Source organism: Streptomyces sp. NBC_01197 (genome assembly GCF_036010505.1).
Taxonomy (GTDB): domain Bacteria; phylum Actinomycetota; class Actinomycetes; order Streptomycetales; family Streptomycetaceae; genus Streptomyces.
Window position 1 is genome coordinate 5,249,770 of sequence record NZ_CP108569.1, and the last position, 18,791, is coordinate 5,268,560.

Consider the following 18,791-nt stretch of genomic DNA (forward strand, 5'->3'; position numbering starts at 1 on the left):
CGAGGGGTCGCACTGCCGGGTCCCCGCGCCTGCGGGTAATCTCCGGCTCATGTCCCGCCATGTCGCGATCGTGACCGATTCCACGGCCTACCTGCCGCAGCAGACGTTGGCGCTCCACAACATCACAGCGGTGCCACTGACCGTGGTCCTCGGGGACCGCGCTCTGGAGGACGGTACGGAGACCTCGGCCCGAGCTCTGGCGCTGGCCCTGCAGAAGCGGCGATCGGTGACCACGTCCCGTCCCGGCCCGGAGGTGTTCGCCGCCACCTACCGTGCGGCAGCCGACGCTGGTGCGAGCGGAATCGTCTCGCTCCATCTGTCGTCCGAGTTCTCCGGTACGTACGACGCCGCCGTGCTGGCGGCGCGGGACGCACCCGTTCCGGTGCGCGTGGTCGACACCGGCATGGTCGCCATGGCCCTCGGCTTCTGCGCGCTCTCGGCTGCTGGGGCGGCGGGGTCTGGCGGCTCGCTGGACGAGGCGGTGGCGGCCGCGGAGAAGTGTGCCGGGGGGATGTCCGCGTACTTCTACGTGGACACCCTGGACTATCTGCGTCGCGGAGGCCGGATCGGCGCCGCACAGGCCCTGCTCGGGTCGGCCCTCGCGGTGAAGCCGCTGCTGCGACTCGACGGTGGCCGTATCGAGATGCTGGAGAAGGTACGGACGGCCTCGAAGGCGATCGCCCGGCTGGAGGAGATCGCCGCCGACCGGGCGGGGGACGGGGAGGTGGACATCGCGGTGCACCATCTGGCGGCACCCGAGAGGGCCGCCGCGCTCGCCGAGCGGCTGCGGGAACGGGTTCCCGGGCTTGTGGATCTGCACGTCAGTGAGGTGGGCGCGGTCATCGGCGCGCACACCGGCCCTGGGCTGCTCGGTGTGGTGGTCTCGCCCCGCTGAGTGATCCGGCGGGCGGCTCTGCTGAGTGGAGTCTGCCGGGCGGCCCTGCTGGGGGCGGCTCTGATGAGCGGCACTGATGAGCGGCCCTGTCGAAACGGAGGCGCTCGTTCGGGTGGCCGGGTTATCCACAAGTCCCGGTGTTTCCACCGGAATTTACCTTGATCAGCAAGGTTGTGCCCGTCTCTCTACTGTCTCGTGGCATGACTTCCCGCACGCTCACGTCACGTTCCGCGACCAGCGGTCCCGGCCGCACCCCGGCATCGGACGGCCGCACCCGCTACACCGGCTCGCGCCGCCGTAACCGGCTCAGGCATACGCGGACGGTGCGGGTTACGGCGCTGCGCCTTCGCGCCGCGTCGCTCTTCCCGGCGCAGTCAGTTGATCCGGTGGCTCCGGTGAATGTGACCGCCCGAGCCAGTGAGTCAGTTGCGCCGGAACCGGTGGATGAGGGCAGTCGGCCGCGTGGTGGTGCGCTGGGTGGTGGCGCGCCGGGCAGGGAGGTGCCACTTGGTGGTGCGTCCAGCAGTGCTGCGCCGGGTCCCAGCCGTATGGGCGCGGTGGCGTCCCGTGCGGGGGAGGCCCTGCGGGAGCGGCTGCCTCTCTGGGTACAGGCGCGCTGCGGGCTGACGCCCCGGACGCTCGCCGCTCTCGCGGTCGTACTCGTCGCGGCAGCGGTTCTCGCCGCCCAGCACTTCTGGGCGGGGCGCCCACGTTCCGTCCCGGCGCCGGCCGTGGTCAGCGCGGGCCTGCCGACCGCCGGACCACGGACCGCCGGCGAGGAGCAGCCGTCGTTCGGGGCTCACCCGTCCCAGGGACCGCCGCTGTCCGCGGGACCGCTGCCGCCGGGTGCGGGTCCCGCACATCCGGGGGCAGCCGCCGCGTGGATCGTCGTCGATGTGAGCGGCAAGGTCCGGCGGCCCGGAATCCAGCGGCTGCCCGCCGGATCGAGGGTGACCGACGCGTTACGGGCGGCGGGCGGGGTGAAGGACGGCACGGACACCTCCGGGCTCAATCAGGCACGCGTGCTCACGGACGGCGAACAGGTGGTGGTCGGTGGCCCGCCACTACCGGCGGGCACCGCAGCGGGAGGCGCCGGCGGCGGTACGGGCGGACCCGGCGCCCCCGCCCCGTCCACCACAGGACCGGTCAGCCTCAGCAGCGCCACCGTAGAGCAGTTGGACACACTGCCCGGCGTCGGCCCGGTACTGGCGCAGCACATCATCGACTACCGCACGGAGCACGGCGGATTCACATCCATTGATGAGCTCCGGCAGGTCACCGGCATCGGCGACCGGCGTTTCTCCGACCTCCAGCCCCTCGTACGCCCATGACGCGCGCGGCAGTTCATGCGGCGTCCGGCCATCGGCTCGGCGCGGCCGATCCCCGTCAGGAGGGCCCTGCCGACCTGCGGCTGGTGGCGCCCGCCCTGGCGGCCTGGGCTGCGGCGGCCCTGTCCGTCGCGGTACCGGGGTGGTGGGCCTTCTGCGCCACCGCGGTCTGTCTCGGTACAGCGGCGGTGGTGATGGCAGTGGCATTGGCGCGGGCACCGGCACGGCGGCTCGGGAGTGGTGCGGCGGTAGGGGGACCCGGCCGACCGGGACGGCGGCTGAATACGACAGCGGTGGCCGCCGCTCTGTTGTGCGCCGCCGCCGGCGCCGCGTCCGGCGGGCTGAACGCGGCCGACGTCCGGCGCGGGCCCGTACCCGAGCTGGCGCGTCAGTCCGCCCGGGTCACAGTGGAGTTGACCGTCACATCCGATCCCCGCCCCACGCGCCCCCGGATCCGTGGCGATCACGCGACTCGCGCGTCCGTCGTCCTGGACGCCGATGTGACCCTGGTGCGGGCCCCGGACGGTACGACGTCCACCGTCCGCACGCCGGTCCTGGTGATCGCCCACTCCGCCGAGTGGCAACGGCTGCTGCCGACCACACGGCTGCGGCTGAGCGCCCGCCCGCAACCGCCGCTCTCCGATGACCACCGCATCGCGGCCGTGCTCAGTGCCGAAGGCGACCGGCCGCCTCAGGTCATCGGTGCGCCGACCGGAGTGCAGCGTCTGGCGGGGCACCTGCGCGCCGGACTGCGCGAAGCGAGCGAAGGGCTCGCTCCGGACGCACGGGCGCTGCTCCCGGGGCTGGTGGTGGGTGACACCTCCCGGGTCCCGCCCGACCTGTCCGACGCCTTCAGGACCACCGATCTCACCCACCTGCTCGCGGTGTCCGGCAGTAACCTCACCCTGGTCCTGGCTCTGCTGATCGGGCCGCCGGGCACCGCGCTGCGGGCGGAGAGAGGCGGACTCGCGCCACGGCTCGGGATCCCGCTGCGGACGACGGCCGTGCTGGGCGGGGCTCTCACACTGGCCTTCGTGATCGTGTGCAGACCGGACCCGAGCGTGCTGCGAGCTGCTGCCTGCGGGCTGGTCACCCTGCTCGCGATCGGCACCGGCCGCCGCAGATCGCTGGTCCCCGCGCTGGCCGCCGCCGTCCTGCTGCTGGTGTTGTACGACCCCTGGCTGGCCCGCAGTTACGGCTTCCTGCTCTCCGTCCTCGCCACCGGCGCCCTGCTCACGGTCGGCCCGCGCTGGAGCGCCGCACTGCGTCGGCGCGGGGTGCCGCCGAGGCTCGCCGAGGTCGTCGCTGCCGCAGCCGCGGCACAGGCGGTGTGCGCGCCCGTGATCGTTCTGCTGGCCTCCCGTGTCGGGCTGGTGGCCATCCCCTGCAATCTTCTCGCCGAGCTCGCGGTGGGGCCCGCGACAGTCCTCGGCTTCGCCGCACTCGGTGTGGCTCCGCTATGGGGCGCGGCCGCCACCGTGCTGGCCCACTGTGCCGGGTGGCCGGCCGGCTGGATCGCGGCCGTCGCCCGCCGGGGCGCCGCGCTGCCGGGCGCGGAGATCGACTGGCCCGGCGGATGGCCCGGCGCGCTGCTGCTCGCAGCGGTCACCGCCGTCCTCGCGGTGGCCGCCCGCAGAGTGCACCGCCACCCGTGGGTCATCGCGGCCTGCTTCCTCCTGCTGCTGCTCATGGTCGTCCGGCCGGCTCCGCTCACCCGGGTCCTCACGGGCTGGCCGCCGCCCGGGTGGAAGTACGCGATGTGCGACGTGGGACAGGGCGACGCGACGGTGCTCGCGACCGGCGCGGGGGCGGCCGTCGTGATCGACACGGGCCCCGACCCGCGCCTCGTCGACCGCTGCCTCCGGGCCCTCGGCGTGACCCGCGTCCCGCTGCTCCTCCTCACCCACTTCCACGCCGATCACGTAGCCGGTCTGCCCGGCGTGCTGCGCGGCCGGACGGTCGGGGCGATCGAGACGACGAATCTCCAGGACCCACCGGACCAGAGCGCGTCCGTACGACGGGAGGCAGCGGCGGCGCGGGTTCCTCTCGTCAGGGCGGGACCGGGGGAGCAGCGCCGTATCGGAAATCTGAGCTGGCAGGTGCTGTGGCCGCCCGCAGCGCCGGTGCCCGTCGCCGACGGGCCGAACGACGCCAGTGTCACCCTGCTGGTCCGCACCGCGGGGCTGACCCTGCTGCTGCCGGGCGATCTCGAACCACCCGCCCAGCAGGCCCTGTTGCGGGCCTACCCGGCGCTCCCGCCGGTGGATGTGCTCAAGGTGGCGCACCACGGCTCCGCCTACCAGGACCCGGCACTGCTGCGTGCGCTGCGTCCCCGGCTCGCCCTCATCTCTTGCGGTGAGGACAACCCGTACGGCCACCCGGCACCGCGTACGGTCGCGTCGCTCCGGGCGGGCGGGGCCACAGTGCTGCGCACGGACACGGACGGCTCCATCGCGGTGACGGGGACGGGGCCCACGCTGCGGGCGATACCGGCGGGCCGGTGACCCCGGGCCGCTGCGACACCGGGCCCACCGCCGCGACACCGGGCCCCGCCGCGACACCGGCCCCACCGGCGAGCCCAGGCGGCGCGTACCGGAGACGCTCAGTCGAGCCAGGTGCCGTCTCGCATCAGGTCGCGTCCGGCGATCTCGTTCACCTCGCGCCAGGCCTGGACCGTCTTCGGGGCGATGCGCAGATACACGTACCCCTTCTCGTCGCGCGGGTCCCAGGTGAGCTTCGCCGCGAAGGCGTCGGCCGCCGTGGTGCGGCTGCTGTCCGTCAGCAGTTCGCCCTCGCCCTCGATGAGCACAACGTCCCGGGTGTGGCCGAGCGTGATCCTGGCGCGTCCGTCGCGCACCAGGTTGGCCCCGGTCGGGTTGGTGCGCCGGGTACAGACCACCACGCCGTTCTCGTGCCACACGAACGACAGGGGCACGAGGCACGGTTCGCCGTCCGCGGCGGCCGTGGCCACCCAGCAGTCGACGTCGTGTTCCAGCCGGTCGAGGGTGTCCTGCCGTCGCTGCGTCCGGCTGCGCGCCGGTTCCTGGGGCGTCATGGCCAACCACGCTAGTGGTGCACGGCCACCGGGGAATCGTGCTGCGGTCCTAGGTGTATGGGCCTAGGCCACCGAGGCCTGCGAGCAGGTCTCCCGAGCCGATCTCCGGGCAGGTCTTTTCCGGGCAGGGCGTCGGCGCTTGATTGGCGTGAGTCCGTACCCGGAGTGAGACTGCCTCCATGGACAGACGGCCGGAGAATCCGCCCGAGACCCCGCCGGAGGTCCCGATGGACGCATCGCCGCACGGCGGGCCGGTGGACCCGTCGGCGGAGCCCGCGTGGGTGGCCGCGTACCTCCGGCGTATCGGGTCCAGCCGTCCCGCCGCGCCGGACTCGGCGGCTCTCCGTGAGTTGCAGCTGCGGCATCTGAGGACAGTGCCGTTCGAGAACCTCTCCATCCACCGTGGCGAGGACATCGTGCTCGCCGACGCCCCGCTCATCGACAAGATCGTCGGTGCCCGGCGTGGCGGTATCTGCTACGAACTCAACGGCGCCTTCGCGGCGTTGCTGCGGGCTCTGGGCTTCCACGTGTCGCTGCTCCAGGCCCGGGTGCACGGCGCGGACGGCGGTCTCGGCATCCCGTACGACCATCTCGCCCTGCGGGTTGGGACGGCCGACGGTGCCGGGCCCTGGCTCGCCGATGTCGGGTTCGGTGATCTCAGCCATCACCCGCTGGTGTTCGGCGCGCGGGGCGGCCAGCAGGACCCCGGGGGCATGTTCCGGATCGCGAGCGCGGCCGACGGCGACCTCGATGTCGTACGCGACGGAAAGCCGCAGTACCGGCTGGAGCAGCGCCCGCGCGAGCTGGCCGACTTCGAGGCGGCGGCCTGGTACCACCGGACCTCGCCTGCCTCCCACTTCACCCGGTCGCTCGTCTGCACGCGGCTCGGCGGCCACGGCCGGATCACACTCAGCGGCAGCAGGCTGATCACCACCGTGGGCGGCGAGCGGCACGAGCAGGACCTCGGAAGCGACGCGGCCGTGCTCGCGGGATACCGCGACCACTTCGGGCTGGAATTCGACCGGGTGCCGACACCAAGGGGCTTTACCTCTGAGTAAGCACAACTCGTGACAGCTGCTCGCCAACCCCCAGGACCAGCGCCGTTTGCCCAGAACGGGCCAACAGTGATCGAATACATATTCGTCAGCGGGTCGCCGCCCCGACGATGGCGTCCGAGCGTGCGTGCGACCGAAGGCCGGCGTGATGCGCGGGGGTTCTGCAGAAGTGTTCAGGCGTTGGTTTGGTAACCGGTCCCAGACCGGTGCAGGACGCAGTGGCGGCCCCCTTGGCGGACTGACGTTGCCCGCGCACGCGGGCATGCTCAGCTGCCGGGTGCTCGACCCCGTCAACGAGCCTGTCCAGCATGCGGAGTTCGTCCTCACGGACACCATGGGCCGCAGAACTGTCGGCGGCGAGACCGATCCGTACGGCTCCGTGTTCGCCACCGTCCCGCCGGGCGAGTACCGACTGGCCGTCACCGCCGAGGGGTTCACCCCCTTCCACGGCAGCGCCACCGTCACCGAGGGCGGCCACTCCGGCCTGGGAGACCTCACGCTCCAGGTCGCCCAGCCCCCCTCGCTGCCGGAACCGGGCGAGTGGGAGATCGAGCCGATGCACTCGCAGATCAGTTTCACCGCCCGCCATATCGGACTGGCCCGTATCCACGGCCGGTTCAACACCTTCGCCGGTGCGGTCAGGATCGCGGACCACATGGAGCAGTCCGCGATGCACGTCATCATCGACGCGGCGTCCATCGACACCAACGTCCAGATGCGTGACGACCATCTGCGCTCGGAGGACTTCCTCGATGTGGCGCGCTTCCCGGTCATGGAGTTCTACAGCGAGCGCTTCGTGCACCGCGGCGGCAGCCGCTGGGGAGTGACAGGCGCGCTCACCCTGCACGGCGTCAGCCGCACCGTCACGCTCGACACGCAGTACCTGGGCATCGGCAACGGCATGGAGGGCGAGGTGCGCGCCGCCTGCCGCGCCACCACCGAACTGCACCGTGACGACTTCACCGTGCGCTGGCAGACCATGCTGGCGCGCGGTATCGCGGTGGTCGGCAACAGCATCACCATCGACCTGGACGTCCAGATCGTGAAGAAGAAGGCCGACTGAGCGGCGGAGCCCCGCCACCCGTCCCGGCGTCGGTCCGCCTCCGCCGAGGCGCCTCCAGTAACTGAGGCGTCTCCGGTGACTCAAGGCGCCTCCAGCCACCCGTCGTACTCGGCAGCGAACGCATCCAGCGTCCCGGGATCCAGCCGCTCCTGCGGATCCTCGACGACGACCAGCCACTGCGCGTCCTCGGCGTCGTCCTCCCCGGCCAGCGCGTCCCGGACGAGCTGGGGCTCATAGGCCACCCCGAAGCGCTCGGCGACCTCCCCGGCCACCTCCTCGGCGGTGTCGCGGTCGGGCAGCACCAGTACGTGTCTCACATCGCTCACCGGGCCATTCTCCGGCACGTCAGGACCGGCGGTGAGACCGGCGGGCAGCTCCGCGGCTTCCACGGCTCCGGGACCACCTCGGCGCTGTCAGTGCCGCGTGGGATGCTGGACCGCGATGATCCGGAAACAGAGTCAGCAGAACTCCGCAGACAACCCGCTCGTGCCACTCACCCTCGCCGTGGGGCAGGAGGATCTGCTGCTCGACCGTGCCGTCCAGCAGGTGGTCGCCGCCGCCCGCGCGGCCGACGCCGACACCGACGTCCGCGATCTCACGTCCGACCAGCTTCAGCCGGGCACCCTCGCCGAGCTGACCAGCCCCTCGCTCTTCGCGGAGCGCAAGGTCGTCATCGTGCGGAACGCACAGGACCTCTCAGCCGACACGATCAAGGACGTCAAGGACTACCTCGGTGCCCCGGCCGAGGAGATCACCCTGGTGCTCCTCCACGCCGGGGGCGCCAAGGGCAAGGGCCTGCTGGACGCCGCGCGCAAGGCCGGCGCCCGCGAGATCGCCTGCCCGAAGACGACCAAACCGGCTGAGCGGCTCTCCTTCGTACGGTCGGAGTTCCGGGCCCTGGGCCGTTCCGCGACCCCCGAGGCGTGCCAGGCACTGGTCGACTCCATCGGCAGCGATCTGCGGGAGCTCGCGAGCGCGGTCTCCCAGCTCGTCGCGGACGTCGAGGGCACGATCGACGAGGCGGTCGTCGGGCGGTACTACACGGGGCGCGCCGAGGCCTCCAGCTTCACGATCGCCGACCGGGCCGTCGAAGGGCGCGCGGCCGACGCGCTGGAGGCGCTGCGCTGGTCGCTGTCGACCGGGGTCGCCCCCGTGCTGATCACCAGCGCCCTGGCACAGGGCGTCCGGGCCATCGGCAAGCTCTCGTCGGCGCGCGGCGGGCGCCCGGCCGATCTCGCCCGTGAGCTGGGCATGCCGCCGTGGAAGATCGACCGGGTGCGACAGCAGATGCGCGGCTGGACACCGGACGGGGTGGCGGTCGCGCTGCGCGCCGTCGCGGAGGCGGACGCCGGGGTCAAGGGGGGCGGCGACGACCCGGAGTACGAGCTGGAGCGTGCTGTGGTCACGGTGGCGCGGGCGGCCCGGATGCGGCACTGACGGCCGCTCGGGACATGTCCTGACGCCCACGGAATGACGGCCCCGGACCTGCCCCCCGTGCGTGACGCCCCCGTACATGCCGAAGGCCCCGCCTCCGTCCTGGGGAAGGACGAGGGCAGGGCCTCGGCTCAAGCGTTGGTGCGCCGCACCCGCGTGGCGAACGCAGGCCGTGTGCGGCGCGGGGTGTCGTACCGGAGCGGTAGAGGGGCCGCTGGGCCCGGGACGACGGGGTCGGGCTGGGGCTCGGAGAGAGCCCCGTAAGTCGGAGTCACACGAGAGAAGTCACCCGAAAGCAGTCAGCCGCGAGGACGGACCGGATCGGTCAGCTTCAGGCGGAGAGACCGGCAACGCGCTTGGCGATCGCCGACTTCTTGTTGGCCGCGGAGTTCTTGTGGATGACGCCCTTGCTGACGGCCTTGTCGAGCTGCTGCGAGGCCAGCCGAGCGGCCGCGGTGGCCTTCTCGACGTCGCCCGCGGCAGCGGCCTCACGGGACTTGCGGATCGCGGTCTTGAGCGACGACTTGACGGCCTTGTTGCGCAGGCGCGCCTTCTCGTTGGTCTTGTTCCGCTTGATCTGGGACTTGATGTTCGCCACGAAAAGCCTTTTCAGGTTCGATGAATTTCGAATTTCCATGAGTGCCCCCGCACCGACCGGCACGAACCGTGTGGAGCGTTCATCCGGAAGGCCCAGGAGGCACAGCTGACCACGGTACCAGCCCGCCATCCACCGGCCCAAAACGGGCTCAGCCCCCCGGCCATGGGACCATGGAGCTTACGTATCGATCCGCCATCGCCCGAGACGAGACGCCCGGCGTCTCAAGAATCAGGACCCTGCGTGCCCGCGACTCCTACCAACGTGCCCGAGCCGAGCCGTACCGACCCGGCGCTGATCCGCAACTTCTGCATCATCGCGCACATCGACCACGGCAAGTCGACCCTTGCCGACCGGATGCTCCAGCTGACCGGGGTGGTCGACCAGCGGCAGATGCGCGCTCAGTACCTCGACCGTATGGACATCGAGCGCGAGCGCGGCATCACGATCAAGTCCCAGGCCGTCCGGCTGCCCTGGGCGCCCACCACGGGCGGGGACCTGGGCACCACCCATGTCCTGAACATGATCGACACCCCTGGTCACGTGGACTTCACCTATGAGGTCTCCCGTTCCCTCGCCGCCTGCGAGGGCACGGTCCTGCTGGTCGACGCGGCCCAGGGCATCGAGGCACAGACCCTCGCCAACCTCTATCTGGCGATGGAGAACGACCTCACGATCGTTCCGGTCCTCAACAAGATCGACCTGCCGGCCGCGCAGCCCGAGAAGTTCTCCGAGGAGCTGGCGAACCTCATCGGCTGCCAGCCTGAGGACGTGCTCAAGGTCTCGGCGAAGACCGGCGTCGGGGTGGACGCGCTCCTCGACCGCGTGGTCAAGGACGTGCCCGCGCCGGTGGGCCGGGCCGACGCCCCCGCCCGCGCGATGATCTTCGACTCGGTCTACGACTCGTACCGGGGCGTCGTCACGTACGTCAGGGTCATCGACGGCTCGCTGAACAAGCGCGAGCGCATCCGGATGATGTCCACCAACGCCACCCACGAACTCCTGGAGATCGGCGTCTCCTCGCCGGAGATGACCCCCTCGGACGGCCTGGGCGTCGGCGAGGTCGGCTACATCATCACCGGTGTGAAGGACGTCAGGCAGTCGAAGGTCGGTGACACGATCACCTCGCTGCACAAGGGCGCGACGGAGGCCCTGGGCGGCTACAAGGACCCCAAGCCGATGGTGTTCTCCGGGCTCTACCCGCTGGACGGCTCCGACTATCCGGACCTCCGTGAGGCCCTGGAGAAGCTCCAGCTCAACGATGCCGCCCTGGTGTACGAGCCGGAGACGTCGGCTGCTCTCGGCTTCGGCTTCCGGGTCGGCTTCCTCGGCCTGCTCCACCTCGACGTGGTCCGGGAGCGGCTGGAGCGCGAGTTCAACCTGGAGCTCATCGCCACCGCGCCCAACGTGGTCTACCGCGTGGACATGGAGGACGGCACCGAGCACATCGTCACCAACCCGAGCGAGTTCCCCGAGGGGAAGATCGACAAGGTGCACGAGCCGGTCGTCCGCGCCACGGTGCTGGCCCCCAGCGAGTTCATCGGCGCGATCATGGAGCTCTGCCAGAACCGCCGCGGCACGCTGCTCGGGATGGACTACCTCTCCGAGGACCGGGTCGAGATCCGCTACACCCTTCCGCTCGCCGAGATCGTCTTCGACTTCTTCGACCAGCTGAAGTCGAAGACCCGCGGCTACGCCTCGCTCGACTACGAGCCCACCGGCGAGCAGGCGGCCCAGCTCGTCAAGGTCGACATCCTGCTGCACGGCGACAAGGTCGACGCGTTCTCCGCCGTCACGCACAAGGACAAGGCGTACGCGTACGGGGTGCGGCTCGTCGCCAAGCTGCAGAAGCTGATTCCGCGGCAGAACTTCGAGGTGCCGATCCAGGCGGCCATCGGCGCCCGGGTCATCGCCCGTGAGACCGTCCGCGCCATCCGCAAGGACGTCCTCGCCAAGTGCTACGGCGGTGACATCTCCCGTAAGCGGAAGCTGCTGGAGAAGCAGAAGGAGGGCAAGAAGCGGATGAAGATGGTCGGCAACGTGGAGGTCCCGCAGGAGGCCTTCATCGCGGTGCTGTCGACCGACGAGTCCGGCGAGAGCAAGAAGAAGTAACCGGCCCGAGGCCAGAGGTGACCTGCGCGAACCGGCGGTAACCGGCGAGAACCGGAACGAGAACCAACAGACGGGCCCCCGCGCTGCGGCATGGGGGCCCGTTCGTTATGAAGCACACGGCCGTTCCCTCTTACGTGGCGGACACAGGCGCTCTACTCTGATCACTAGTTACTCGCCAGTTTAATAACAGCCACCAGCCAGTCGCGCAGAGCTGCCCGCAGGCCCGGAGGACGACGTCGTGAGCGACACACAGACCTTGATCGAGACCCGGCCGCCCTCCGTGGCGACCCTTTTCACCCAGCGGGTGGCCCAGACGCCCGATGCCGAGGCGTACCGCTATCCGGTACCCGCGGCTTCCGGTGACGGACCTGATGAGTGGAAGTCCCTGAGCTGGGGCCAGGCGGCCGGGCGGGTGTACGCCATCGCCGCCGGCCTCATCGAACTCGGCGTGCGGCCCGAGGAGCGCGTCGCGCTCGCCTCCTCGACCCGGGTCGAATGGATTCTGGCCGACCTCGGCGTGATGTGCGCGGGAGCCGCGACGACGACGATCTATCCGTCGACCAACACCGAGGAGTCCGCGTACATCCTCTCCGACTCCGAGAGCCGGGTGCTGATCGCGGAGGACGCCGGGCAGCTCGCCAAGGCGCGGGAGCGGCGCGCTGAGCTGCCGGACCTCCGCCATGTCGTGGTGATCGACAGCGCGGGCCTGGAGCCCGACCAGGCGGACGAGGCCGGCTGGGTCCGTACGCTCGCCGATCTGGAGGCCCGCGGAGTCGCGTACCTGGCGGCGAACCCCGGTGCGGTCAAGGAGCGGATCGGCGCCATCACAGCTGATCAGCTCGCCACCCTGATCTACACCTCGGGCACCACGGGCAGGCCCAAGGGCGTACGGCTGCCGCACGACAACTGGTCGTACATGGCCAAGGCCACGGTCTCCACCGGGCTGATCACCAAGGACGACGTCCAGTACCTCTGGCTGCCGCTCGCGCACGTCTTCGGCAAGGTGCTGACCTCCGGCCAGATCGAGGTCGGCCATGTCACCGCGGTGGACGGCCGGGTGGACAAGATCATCGAGAACCTTCCGGTGGTCCAGCCGACCTATATGGCAGCCGTCCCGAGGATCTTCGAGAAGGTCTACAACGGGGTCGCGGCCAAGGCGCGGGCCGGTGGCGGCGCCAAGTACAAGATCTTCCAGTGGGCCGCCGAAGTGGCACGCGAGTACGCGAAGGTCACCCAGGACAACTTCCGGCACACCGGCTCCGCTTCGGCGCCGTTCGCGCTCTCGGCCAAGCACAAGGTCGCCGACGCGCTGGTGTACGCCAAGATCCGGGAGGCGTTCGGCGGGCGGCTGCGCGCCTGTGTCTCGGGCTCCGCCGCGCTCGCCCCCGACATCGGGCTGTTCTTCGCCGGTGCTGGCATCCACATCCTGGAGGGGTACGGCCTCACCGAGTCGAGCGCCGCCTCCTTCGTCAACCCCGGGGAGGCCTACCGCACCGGAACCGTCGGCAAGCCGCTGCCCGGCACCGAGGTCCGGATCGCCGACGACGGTGAGGTCATGCTCCGCGGCCCCGGCATCATGGCGGGCTACCACCGGCTGCCGGAGAAGACCGCCGAAGTGCTGGAGTCCGACGGCTGGTTCCACACCGGCGACATCGGGGAGCTGTCGTCCGACGGCTATCTGCGGATCACCGACCGCAAGAAGGACCTGATCAAGACGTCCGGCGGCAAGTACATCGCACCGGCCGAGGTCGAGGGCCAGTTCAAGGCGGTGTGCCCGTTCGTCTCCAACATCCTGGTGCACGGCGCGGACCGTAACTTCTGTACGGCCCTGATCTCCCTCGACGAGCCGACCATCCTGGGCTGGGCCGAGGAGAACGGCCTGGGCGGCCGCTCGTACGCCGACGTGGTGGCCTCAAAGGAGGTCGAGTCGCTGATCGACGGCTATGTGAAGCGGCTCAACGAGGGACTCCAGCGCTGGCAGACGGTCAAGAAGTTCCGGCTGCTGCCGCGCGACCTGGACATCGAGCACGGAGAGCTGACCCCCAGCCTCAAGCTGAAGCGGCCGGTCGTCGAGCGGGAGTACAAGGCGCTCATCGACGACATGTACGCGGGCTCGCGCGAGGCGTAGCGCGGGCGCGGAGCGGGACCGGCGGCGGACCCCACCGCCGGCCCCCCCACCCGCAATCACCCCCGGGAGACGGTTCCACAGGACCGGAGCCATACCGGATTCCTGTCTCGGCCACCGCACCCACCAGCGCTTTCCTTTTCCGACACGGCCCATTTGAGTAACTCGACGCATATGGGCGGGCTCCGTCTGTCACTCTGTCGGTGTCGTCGTTGGCGCAACGTCAGATCTGGTCAGGGAGCCACCGAGTGGGGTCCATTCCCGGGTCCATTCCCGTACAGAGGGAGACCGCGGTCCATGCCGTGCGCCCCTCCGGACCACCGGCAGGCATGCCGTCGGTGGTCCGCACCAGCCTGCCCGGCAACCCGCTGTCCCCGTCCGCCGCGCGCCGGTTCGTCCGGGCCGCGCTCGCCGACTGGACCGCGCTCGGGCTGCCGGCCACCGGATTCACCGACCAGCTCGCCGACGACTCCGCCCTGATCGCCAGCGAACTCGTCACCAACGCCGTCGTGCACGCGGGCACCACGGTCGAGGTGCTCGTACGGCTGGAGGGCGCGGCAGGCGACGAGCCGCCCGCGCTGGTGATCGAGGTCTCGGACCAGCACCCGTCGCGGGAGGTGCGCAACGACCCGGAGCACCACCACGACGGCCTGCCGGAGTACGGCCGCGGGCTGCGGCTCGTCTCGTCCCTGGCCGAGGCCTGGGGCATCACCTACCGCACCGGGCTCAAGACGGTCTGGACCCGGCTGCCGCTCGACGGAGGTGACCCGCAGTCCGCCGCCGGCAGCGCCCCCCGCCTCCGGCACGGACTGCGCGCCGCCGAGATCCTGGCCTCCGCGCCCCGGCACAGACAGGGCGCGGAGCGGGAGTGGAGCAGCAGCGGGGCGCTGAGCTTCCTCGCCGAGGCCTCCGAACTGCTCGCAGGGCAGTTCGACGAGGACATGATCGCCGCACTCGCCGCGCAGCTCCTGGTGCCCAGGCTCGGCGACTGGTGCGCCGTCTGGCTGGACCCGGAGGCGGGCGGCCCCGGACGCAGACCGAGGCTGTCGCGGGTCTGGCACGCCCACGAGAGCCGGATCGACGAGCTGCGGGCCGTACTGGAGAAGGAGCCGCCCCAGTTGCCCGAGTCCGCGCGGGGCGGCGCCGTGGCCCTGGAGTGGCCCTTCGCCGACGGGACGGCGGGTGCCGACGGCACAGCGGGTGCCGACGGCACAGTGCTCGGCTACCGGCTGCTCGCGGCGGGCCGCCCGCTGGGCACCCTGCTGCTCGGCCGGGCCGCCGGGCGGCGCGCCCACGAGGAAGTGACCGCGCTGGTGGGCGACTTCGCGCGCCGGGTCGCACTGGCGATCGGCGCCGCGCGCCAGTACACCCGGCAGGCCACCATCAGCAGGGTCCTCCAGCGCGGCCTGCTGCCCAGCAGCGTCGCCGAGATCCCCGGCATGGACAGCGCCCTCGTCTACGAGCCGCGCGGCGAGGGCGTCGCGGGCGGCGACTTCTACGACGTCTTCCCCGGCGACAGCGCGGGCGGCCGCTGGTGCTTCGCGCTCGGCGACGTCCAGGGCAGCGGCCCGGAGGCGGCCGTCGTCACCGGACTCGCCCGCCCCTGGCTGCGGCTGCTCGCCCGTGAGGGCTACCAGGTCTCCGAGGTGCTCGACCGGCTCAACAAGCTGCTGCTCGACGACGCGATGGAGACCGCAGAGGCGGCGGCCCGTATGGTCGCGATGGCCGGCGGCCAGGAGCTGCACGAGGACCCCCAGTCCCGGTTCCTCTCGCTGCTCTACGGCGAGCTGGTGCCACTGCCCGACGGCGCAGGCGTCCGGTGCACCCTGGCCAGCGCGGGCCATCCGCTGCCGCTGCTGCTGAGCCCCGACGGCACCGTACGGGCCGCCGCCGCACCGCAGATGCTGCTCGGCGTGATCGAGGGGGTCACGTACGAGAGCGAGACCTTCGACCTGCTGCCCGGCGACACGCTGCTCTGCGTCACCGACGGTGTCACCGAGCGGCGGGCAGGACCGCGCATGTTCGACGACGGCGACGGCCTCTCGGCCGAACTGGCGGGCTGTACGGGGCTGACCGCGCAGGGGGTCGCCGAGCGGATCAAGCAGGCGGTCTACGCGTTCGGCGTGGAGCCGCTGGACGACGACATGGCACTCCTGGTGCTGCGGGCGGAGTAGTTCCCGGGCCGGGGGACAATGGGGGCATGCCTTCCGTACTGCCCGATGGTGAGCCCATGCCCGATGACGGGGCGCTGCCCGGTCATGCCCTGGAGAACGCGGGCGAGCGGCCGCTCGGGTTCTATCTGCACGTGCCCTACTGCGCGACGCGCTGCGGGTACTGCGACTTCAACACCTACACCGCGACCGAGCTGCGCGGCTCGGGCGGTGTGCTGGCCTCGCAGGACAACTACGCGTCGACCCTCACCGAGGAGATCCGGCTGGCCCGCAAGGTGCTCGGCGACGACCCGCGCCCGGTGAGCACGGTGTTCGTCGGCGGCGGCACGCCGACCCTGCTCGACGCGGCGGACCTGGTACGGATGCTCGCGGCGGTACGGGACGAGTTCGGGCTCGCCGACGGCGCCGAGATCACCACCGAGGCCAACCCCGAGTCCGTCGGCCCGGAGTATCTGGCGACGCTGCGGGCCGGGGGCTTCAACCGGATCTCGTTCGGGATGCAGAGCGCGCGGCAGCACGTCCTGAAGATCCTCGACCGCACCCACACCCCGGGCAGGCCCGAGGCGTGCGTCGCCGAGGCGCGCGCCGCGGGCTTCGAGCACGTCAATCTGGACCTGATCTACGGCACGCCCGGCGAGTCCGACGACGACTGGCGGGCCTCGCTCTCGGCGGCGGTCGGCGCCGGACCCGACCACATCTCCGCGTACGCGCTCATCGTCGAGGAGGGCACCCAGCTGGCCCGCCGGATCCGGCGTGGCGAGGTGCCGATGACGGACGACGACGAGCACGCGGACCGCTATCTGATCGCGGACTCGGTCCTGGCCGACGCGGGGTTCTCCTGGTACGAGGTCTCCAACTGGTCCACCACCGACGCGGGCCGCTGCCTGCACAACGAGCTGTACTGGCGCGGCGCGGACTGGTGGGGCGCGGGCCCCGGCGCGCACAGCCACATCGGCGGCGTGCGCTGGTGGAACGTGAAGCACCCCGGCGCGTACGCGGCAGCCCTGGCGGCCGGGAAGTCACCCGGCGCGGGCCGGGAGATCCTGCCCGCGGAGGACCGCCGGGTGGAACGCATCCTGCTCGAACTGCGCCTCCGCGACGGCTGCCCGCTCGCCATCCTGGCCCCGGCGGGCCTGGCCGCGTCCCGGCGCGCCCTGTCGGACGGGCTGCTCGACGCGGGAGCGTACGAGGCGGGGCGGGCGGTGCTCACCCTGAGGGGGCGGTTGCTGGCCGATGCGGTGGTGCGGGATCTGGTGGACTGAGGGGCAGGAAATTCCGGCTGGAACCCCCTACTCCGCCGGCGCCGTCACGAAGTCGATCAGTTCCTCGACCCGGCCCAGCAGCGCTGGCTCCAGGTCCCGGTAGGAGTGCACTCCGGACAGGATCCGCTGCCACGCGGCCCCGGTGTTCTCCGGCCAGCCCAGCGCCCGGCACACGCCCGTCTTCCAGTCCTGCCCGCGCGGTACGGCCGGCCACCCCGTGATGCCCACCGACGACGGCTTCACCGCTTCCCAGACGTCGATGTACGGGTGCCCCACCACCAGCGCGTGGTCGCTGGAGACCTCCGCCGCGATACGGGACTCCTTCGAGCCCGGGACCAGGTGGTCGACCAGCACTCCGAGCCGCGCGTCCGCCGCCGGGCCGAACTCCGCGACGATCGCGGGCAGGTCGTCGATGCCTCCCAGGTACTCGACGACGACGCCCTCGATCCGCAGGTCGTCGCCCCACACCCGCTCGACCAGCTCCGCGTCGTGCCGCCCCTCGACGTAGAGCCGCCCGGCCCGCGCGACCCGTGCCCGCGCGCCGGGCACCGCCAGCGAACCGGATGCCGTCCGGCTGGGGCGCTGGGGCGCTGCCGTGGGGCGCACGAGAGTGACAGGGCGCCCCTCCAGCAGGAAGGCGCGCGGACCCATCGGGAACACCCGGTGCTTGCCGAAGCGGTCCTCCAGCGTGACCGTCGGCCCTTCGGCCGTCTTCTCACAGCGGATAACCGCGCCGCAGAACCCGGTGGCGACCTCCTCGACCACCAGATCGGGCTCGGCCGCGACCTCGCGGGCGGGCGTCTGCTTCTTCCACGGCGGCGTGAAGTCGGGGCTGTAGCTGCGCATTCCGCAGACGCTACGACACCCCGGCGCGCGCTGCCAGCACAGCACGCTGAGCGCGGACGAACGAGGCGTCGACCACGGCCCCGTGCCCCGGTACGTACAGCGCGTCCTCACCACCCAGTGCCAGCAGCCGGTCCAGCGCCTCGGGCCAGCGGGCGGGCATCGCGTCCTGGCCCGCCTGCGGCTCGCCCGGCTCCTCGACGAGGTCGCCGCAGAAGACGACATCGCGGTCGCCCGCGCCTCCCGCGCCGCTCCAGGTGCCGGCGTCCTGCCCGCCCGGGACGAGCAGCGCCAGATCGTGGCCGGTGTGCCCGGGGCCGCAGTTCACCAGGGTGACCCGGCGGCCGCCCAGGTCCAGGGTCAGCTCACCGGAGACCGGATGGTGCGGAGCGACCAGATGGGCCACCGCGTCGGCGGCCTCCGCCGCCGGGACGCCGTGGCGCACCGCGTCCTGGCGCAGCGCGTCGGCCCCGCGCGAGCCCCGGGTGAGCAGCGCCTCCGCGCCCACCGCTCCGTAGACCTGGACACCCGCGAACACGGCGGTGCCCAGCACATGGTCGAAGTGCGGGTGGCTCAGCGCGATGTGCGTCACCCGGCGGCCCAGCGCCGCCTCCGCGCGCATCCGGATCTCCCGGCCCTCGCGCAGCGTCGCCCCCGTGTCGAAGAGCAGCGCACCGTACCGGCCCGCCACGAGCCCGGCCGTCGCGTCCCAGCGGGGAAGACGGCACCGGCCCACCCCCGCCGCCAGGTGTTCCCAGCCGGAGTCTTCCCAAGTGGCGTCCATACCGCGACGCTATCCCGGGCGGACACCGGCGCGACCGTGCGACGGGCCGCCCTTGCCAGCGGTGAACCT

The 18,791-nt window shown here is 71.8% G+C and carries 15 protein-coding genes; 10 read left to right on the forward strand and 5 right to left on the reverse strand.

Annotated elements, in window-relative coordinates:
* Window positions 1–49 precede the first annotated feature (49 nt).
* The 3 genes from OG452_RS24000 (at window position 50) to OG452_RS24010 (ending at window position 4,727) form a co-directional block, all read left to right on the forward strand.
* Window positions 50–895 carry a DegV family protein gene (locus tag OG452_RS24000; RefSeq protein ID WP_327297644.1) on the forward strand — a complete coding sequence of 282 codons (846 nt, stop codon included), beginning with the start codon at window positions 50–52 and terminating at the stop codon, window positions 893–895.
* A gap of 548 nt (window positions 896–1,443) precedes the next feature.
* The gene (locus OG452_RS24005; RefSeq protein WP_405560999.1) at window positions 1,444–2,226 is read left to right on the forward strand and encodes a helix-hairpin-helix domain-containing protein; all 783 of its coding nucleotides are present in this window, start codon (window positions 1,444–1,446) and stop codon (window positions 2,224–2,226) included.
* Window positions 2,223–4,727, forward strand: a complete 2,505-nt coding sequence (locus tag OG452_RS24010; RefSeq protein ID WP_327297646.1) for a ComEC/Rec2 family competence protein — start codon at window positions 2,223–2,225, stop codon at window positions 4,725–4,727. The genes OG452_RS24005 and OG452_RS24010 overlap by 4 nt, the downstream gene beginning before the upstream one ends.
* A 98-nt stretch (window positions 4,728–4,825) precedes the next feature.
* On the opposite strand, the gene OG452_RS24015 is transcribed toward OG452_RS24010, so the two are convergent.
* Entirely contained in the window at window positions 4,826–5,278 is a 453-nt protein-coding gene (locus tag OG452_RS24015) for a pyridoxamine 5'-phosphate oxidase family protein (RefSeq protein WP_327297647.1), read from the reverse strand.
* Between the two features lie 227 nt (window positions 5,279–5,505).
* On the opposite strand from OG452_RS24015, the gene OG452_RS24020 reads away from it, so the two are divergent.
* Both OG452_RS24020 and OG452_RS24025 read left to right on the forward strand, forming a co-directional pair.
* A complete protein-coding gene (locus tag OG452_RS24020; RefSeq protein ID WP_327299753.1) occupies window positions 5,506–6,336 on the forward strand; it encodes an arylamine N-acetyltransferase family protein in 831 nt (276 codons plus the stop codon).
* Window positions 6,337–6,502: 166 nt separating this feature from the next.
* On the forward strand, window positions 6,503–7,396 hold the full coding sequence (locus OG452_RS24025; RefSeq protein ID WP_327297648.1) for a YceI family protein: 894 nt from the start codon (window positions 6,503–6,505) through the stop codon (window positions 7,394–7,396).
* 80 nt (window positions 7,397–7,476) lie between these two features.
* On the opposite strand, the gene OG452_RS24030 is transcribed toward OG452_RS24025, so the two are convergent.
* The gene (locus OG452_RS24030; protein WP_327297649.1) at window positions 7,477–7,722 is read right to left on the reverse strand and encodes a hypothetical protein; all 246 of its coding nucleotides are present in this window, start codon (window positions 7,720–7,722) and stop codon (window positions 7,477–7,479) included.
* A gap of 115 nt (window positions 7,723–7,837) precedes the next feature.
* Between OG452_RS24030 and holA the strand changes: the two genes are divergently transcribed.
* Entirely contained in the window at window positions 7,838–8,833 is a 996-nt protein-coding gene (holA, locus tag OG452_RS24035; RefSeq protein ID WP_327297650.1) for a DNA polymerase III subunit delta, read from the forward strand.
* Between the two features lie 328 nt (window positions 8,834–9,161).
* Here holA and rpsT read toward each other — a convergent pair whose 3' ends face one another.
* Window positions 9,162–9,428 carry a 30S ribosomal protein S20 gene (rpsT, locus tag OG452_RS24040; RefSeq protein WP_164266334.1) on the reverse strand — a complete coding sequence of 89 codons (267 nt, stop codon included), beginning with the start codon at window positions 9,426–9,428 and terminating at the stop codon, window positions 9,162–9,164.
* 240 nt (window positions 9,429–9,668) lie between these two features.
* On the opposite strand from rpsT, the gene lepA reads away from it, so the two are divergent.
* The 4 genes from lepA to hemW all read left to right on the forward strand — a co-directional run bounded on the left by lepA (window position 9,669) and on the right by hemW (window position 17,095).
* A complete protein-coding gene (gene lepA, locus OG452_RS24045; RefSeq protein WP_327297651.1) occupies window positions 9,669–11,537 on the forward strand; it encodes a translation elongation factor 4 in 1,869 nt (622 codons plus the stop codon).
* 238 nt (window positions 11,538–11,775) lie between these two features.
* Window positions 11,776–13,665: an AMP-dependent synthetase/ligase gene (locus OG452_RS24050; RefSeq protein ID WP_327297652.1), complete on the forward strand. Its 1,890-nt coding sequence runs from the start codon at window positions 11,776–11,778 to the stop codon at window positions 13,663–13,665.
* Between the two features lie 326 nt (window positions 13,666–13,991).
* Complete coding sequence (locus tag OG452_RS24055; RefSeq protein WP_327297653.1) at window positions 13,992–15,836, forward strand: SpoIIE family protein phosphatase; 1,845 nt, start codon at window positions 13,992–13,994, stop codon at window positions 15,834–15,836.
* 56 nt (window positions 15,837–15,892) lie between these two features.
* The gene (gene hemW, locus OG452_RS24060) at window positions 15,893–17,095 is read left to right on the forward strand and encodes a radical SAM family heme chaperone HemW (RefSeq protein WP_327299754.1); all 1,203 of its coding nucleotides are present in this window, start codon (window positions 15,893–15,895) and stop codon (window positions 17,093–17,095) included.
* Between the two features lie 27 nt (window positions 17,096–17,122).
* Here hemW and OG452_RS24065 read toward each other — a convergent pair whose 3' ends face one another.
* Window positions 17,123–17,941 (reverse strand): DUF3097 domain-containing protein, encoded by an 819-nt coding sequence (locus OG452_RS24065; protein WP_327297654.1) that lies wholly within the window; start codon window positions 17,939–17,941, stop codon window positions 17,123–17,125.
* A gap of 10 nt (window positions 17,942–17,951) precedes the next feature.
* A complete protein-coding gene (locus OG452_RS24070; RefSeq protein ID WP_327297655.1) occupies window positions 17,952–18,722 on the reverse strand; it encodes an MBL fold metallo-hydrolase in 771 nt (256 codons plus the stop codon).
* Window positions 18,723–18,791 lie beyond the last annotated feature (69 nt).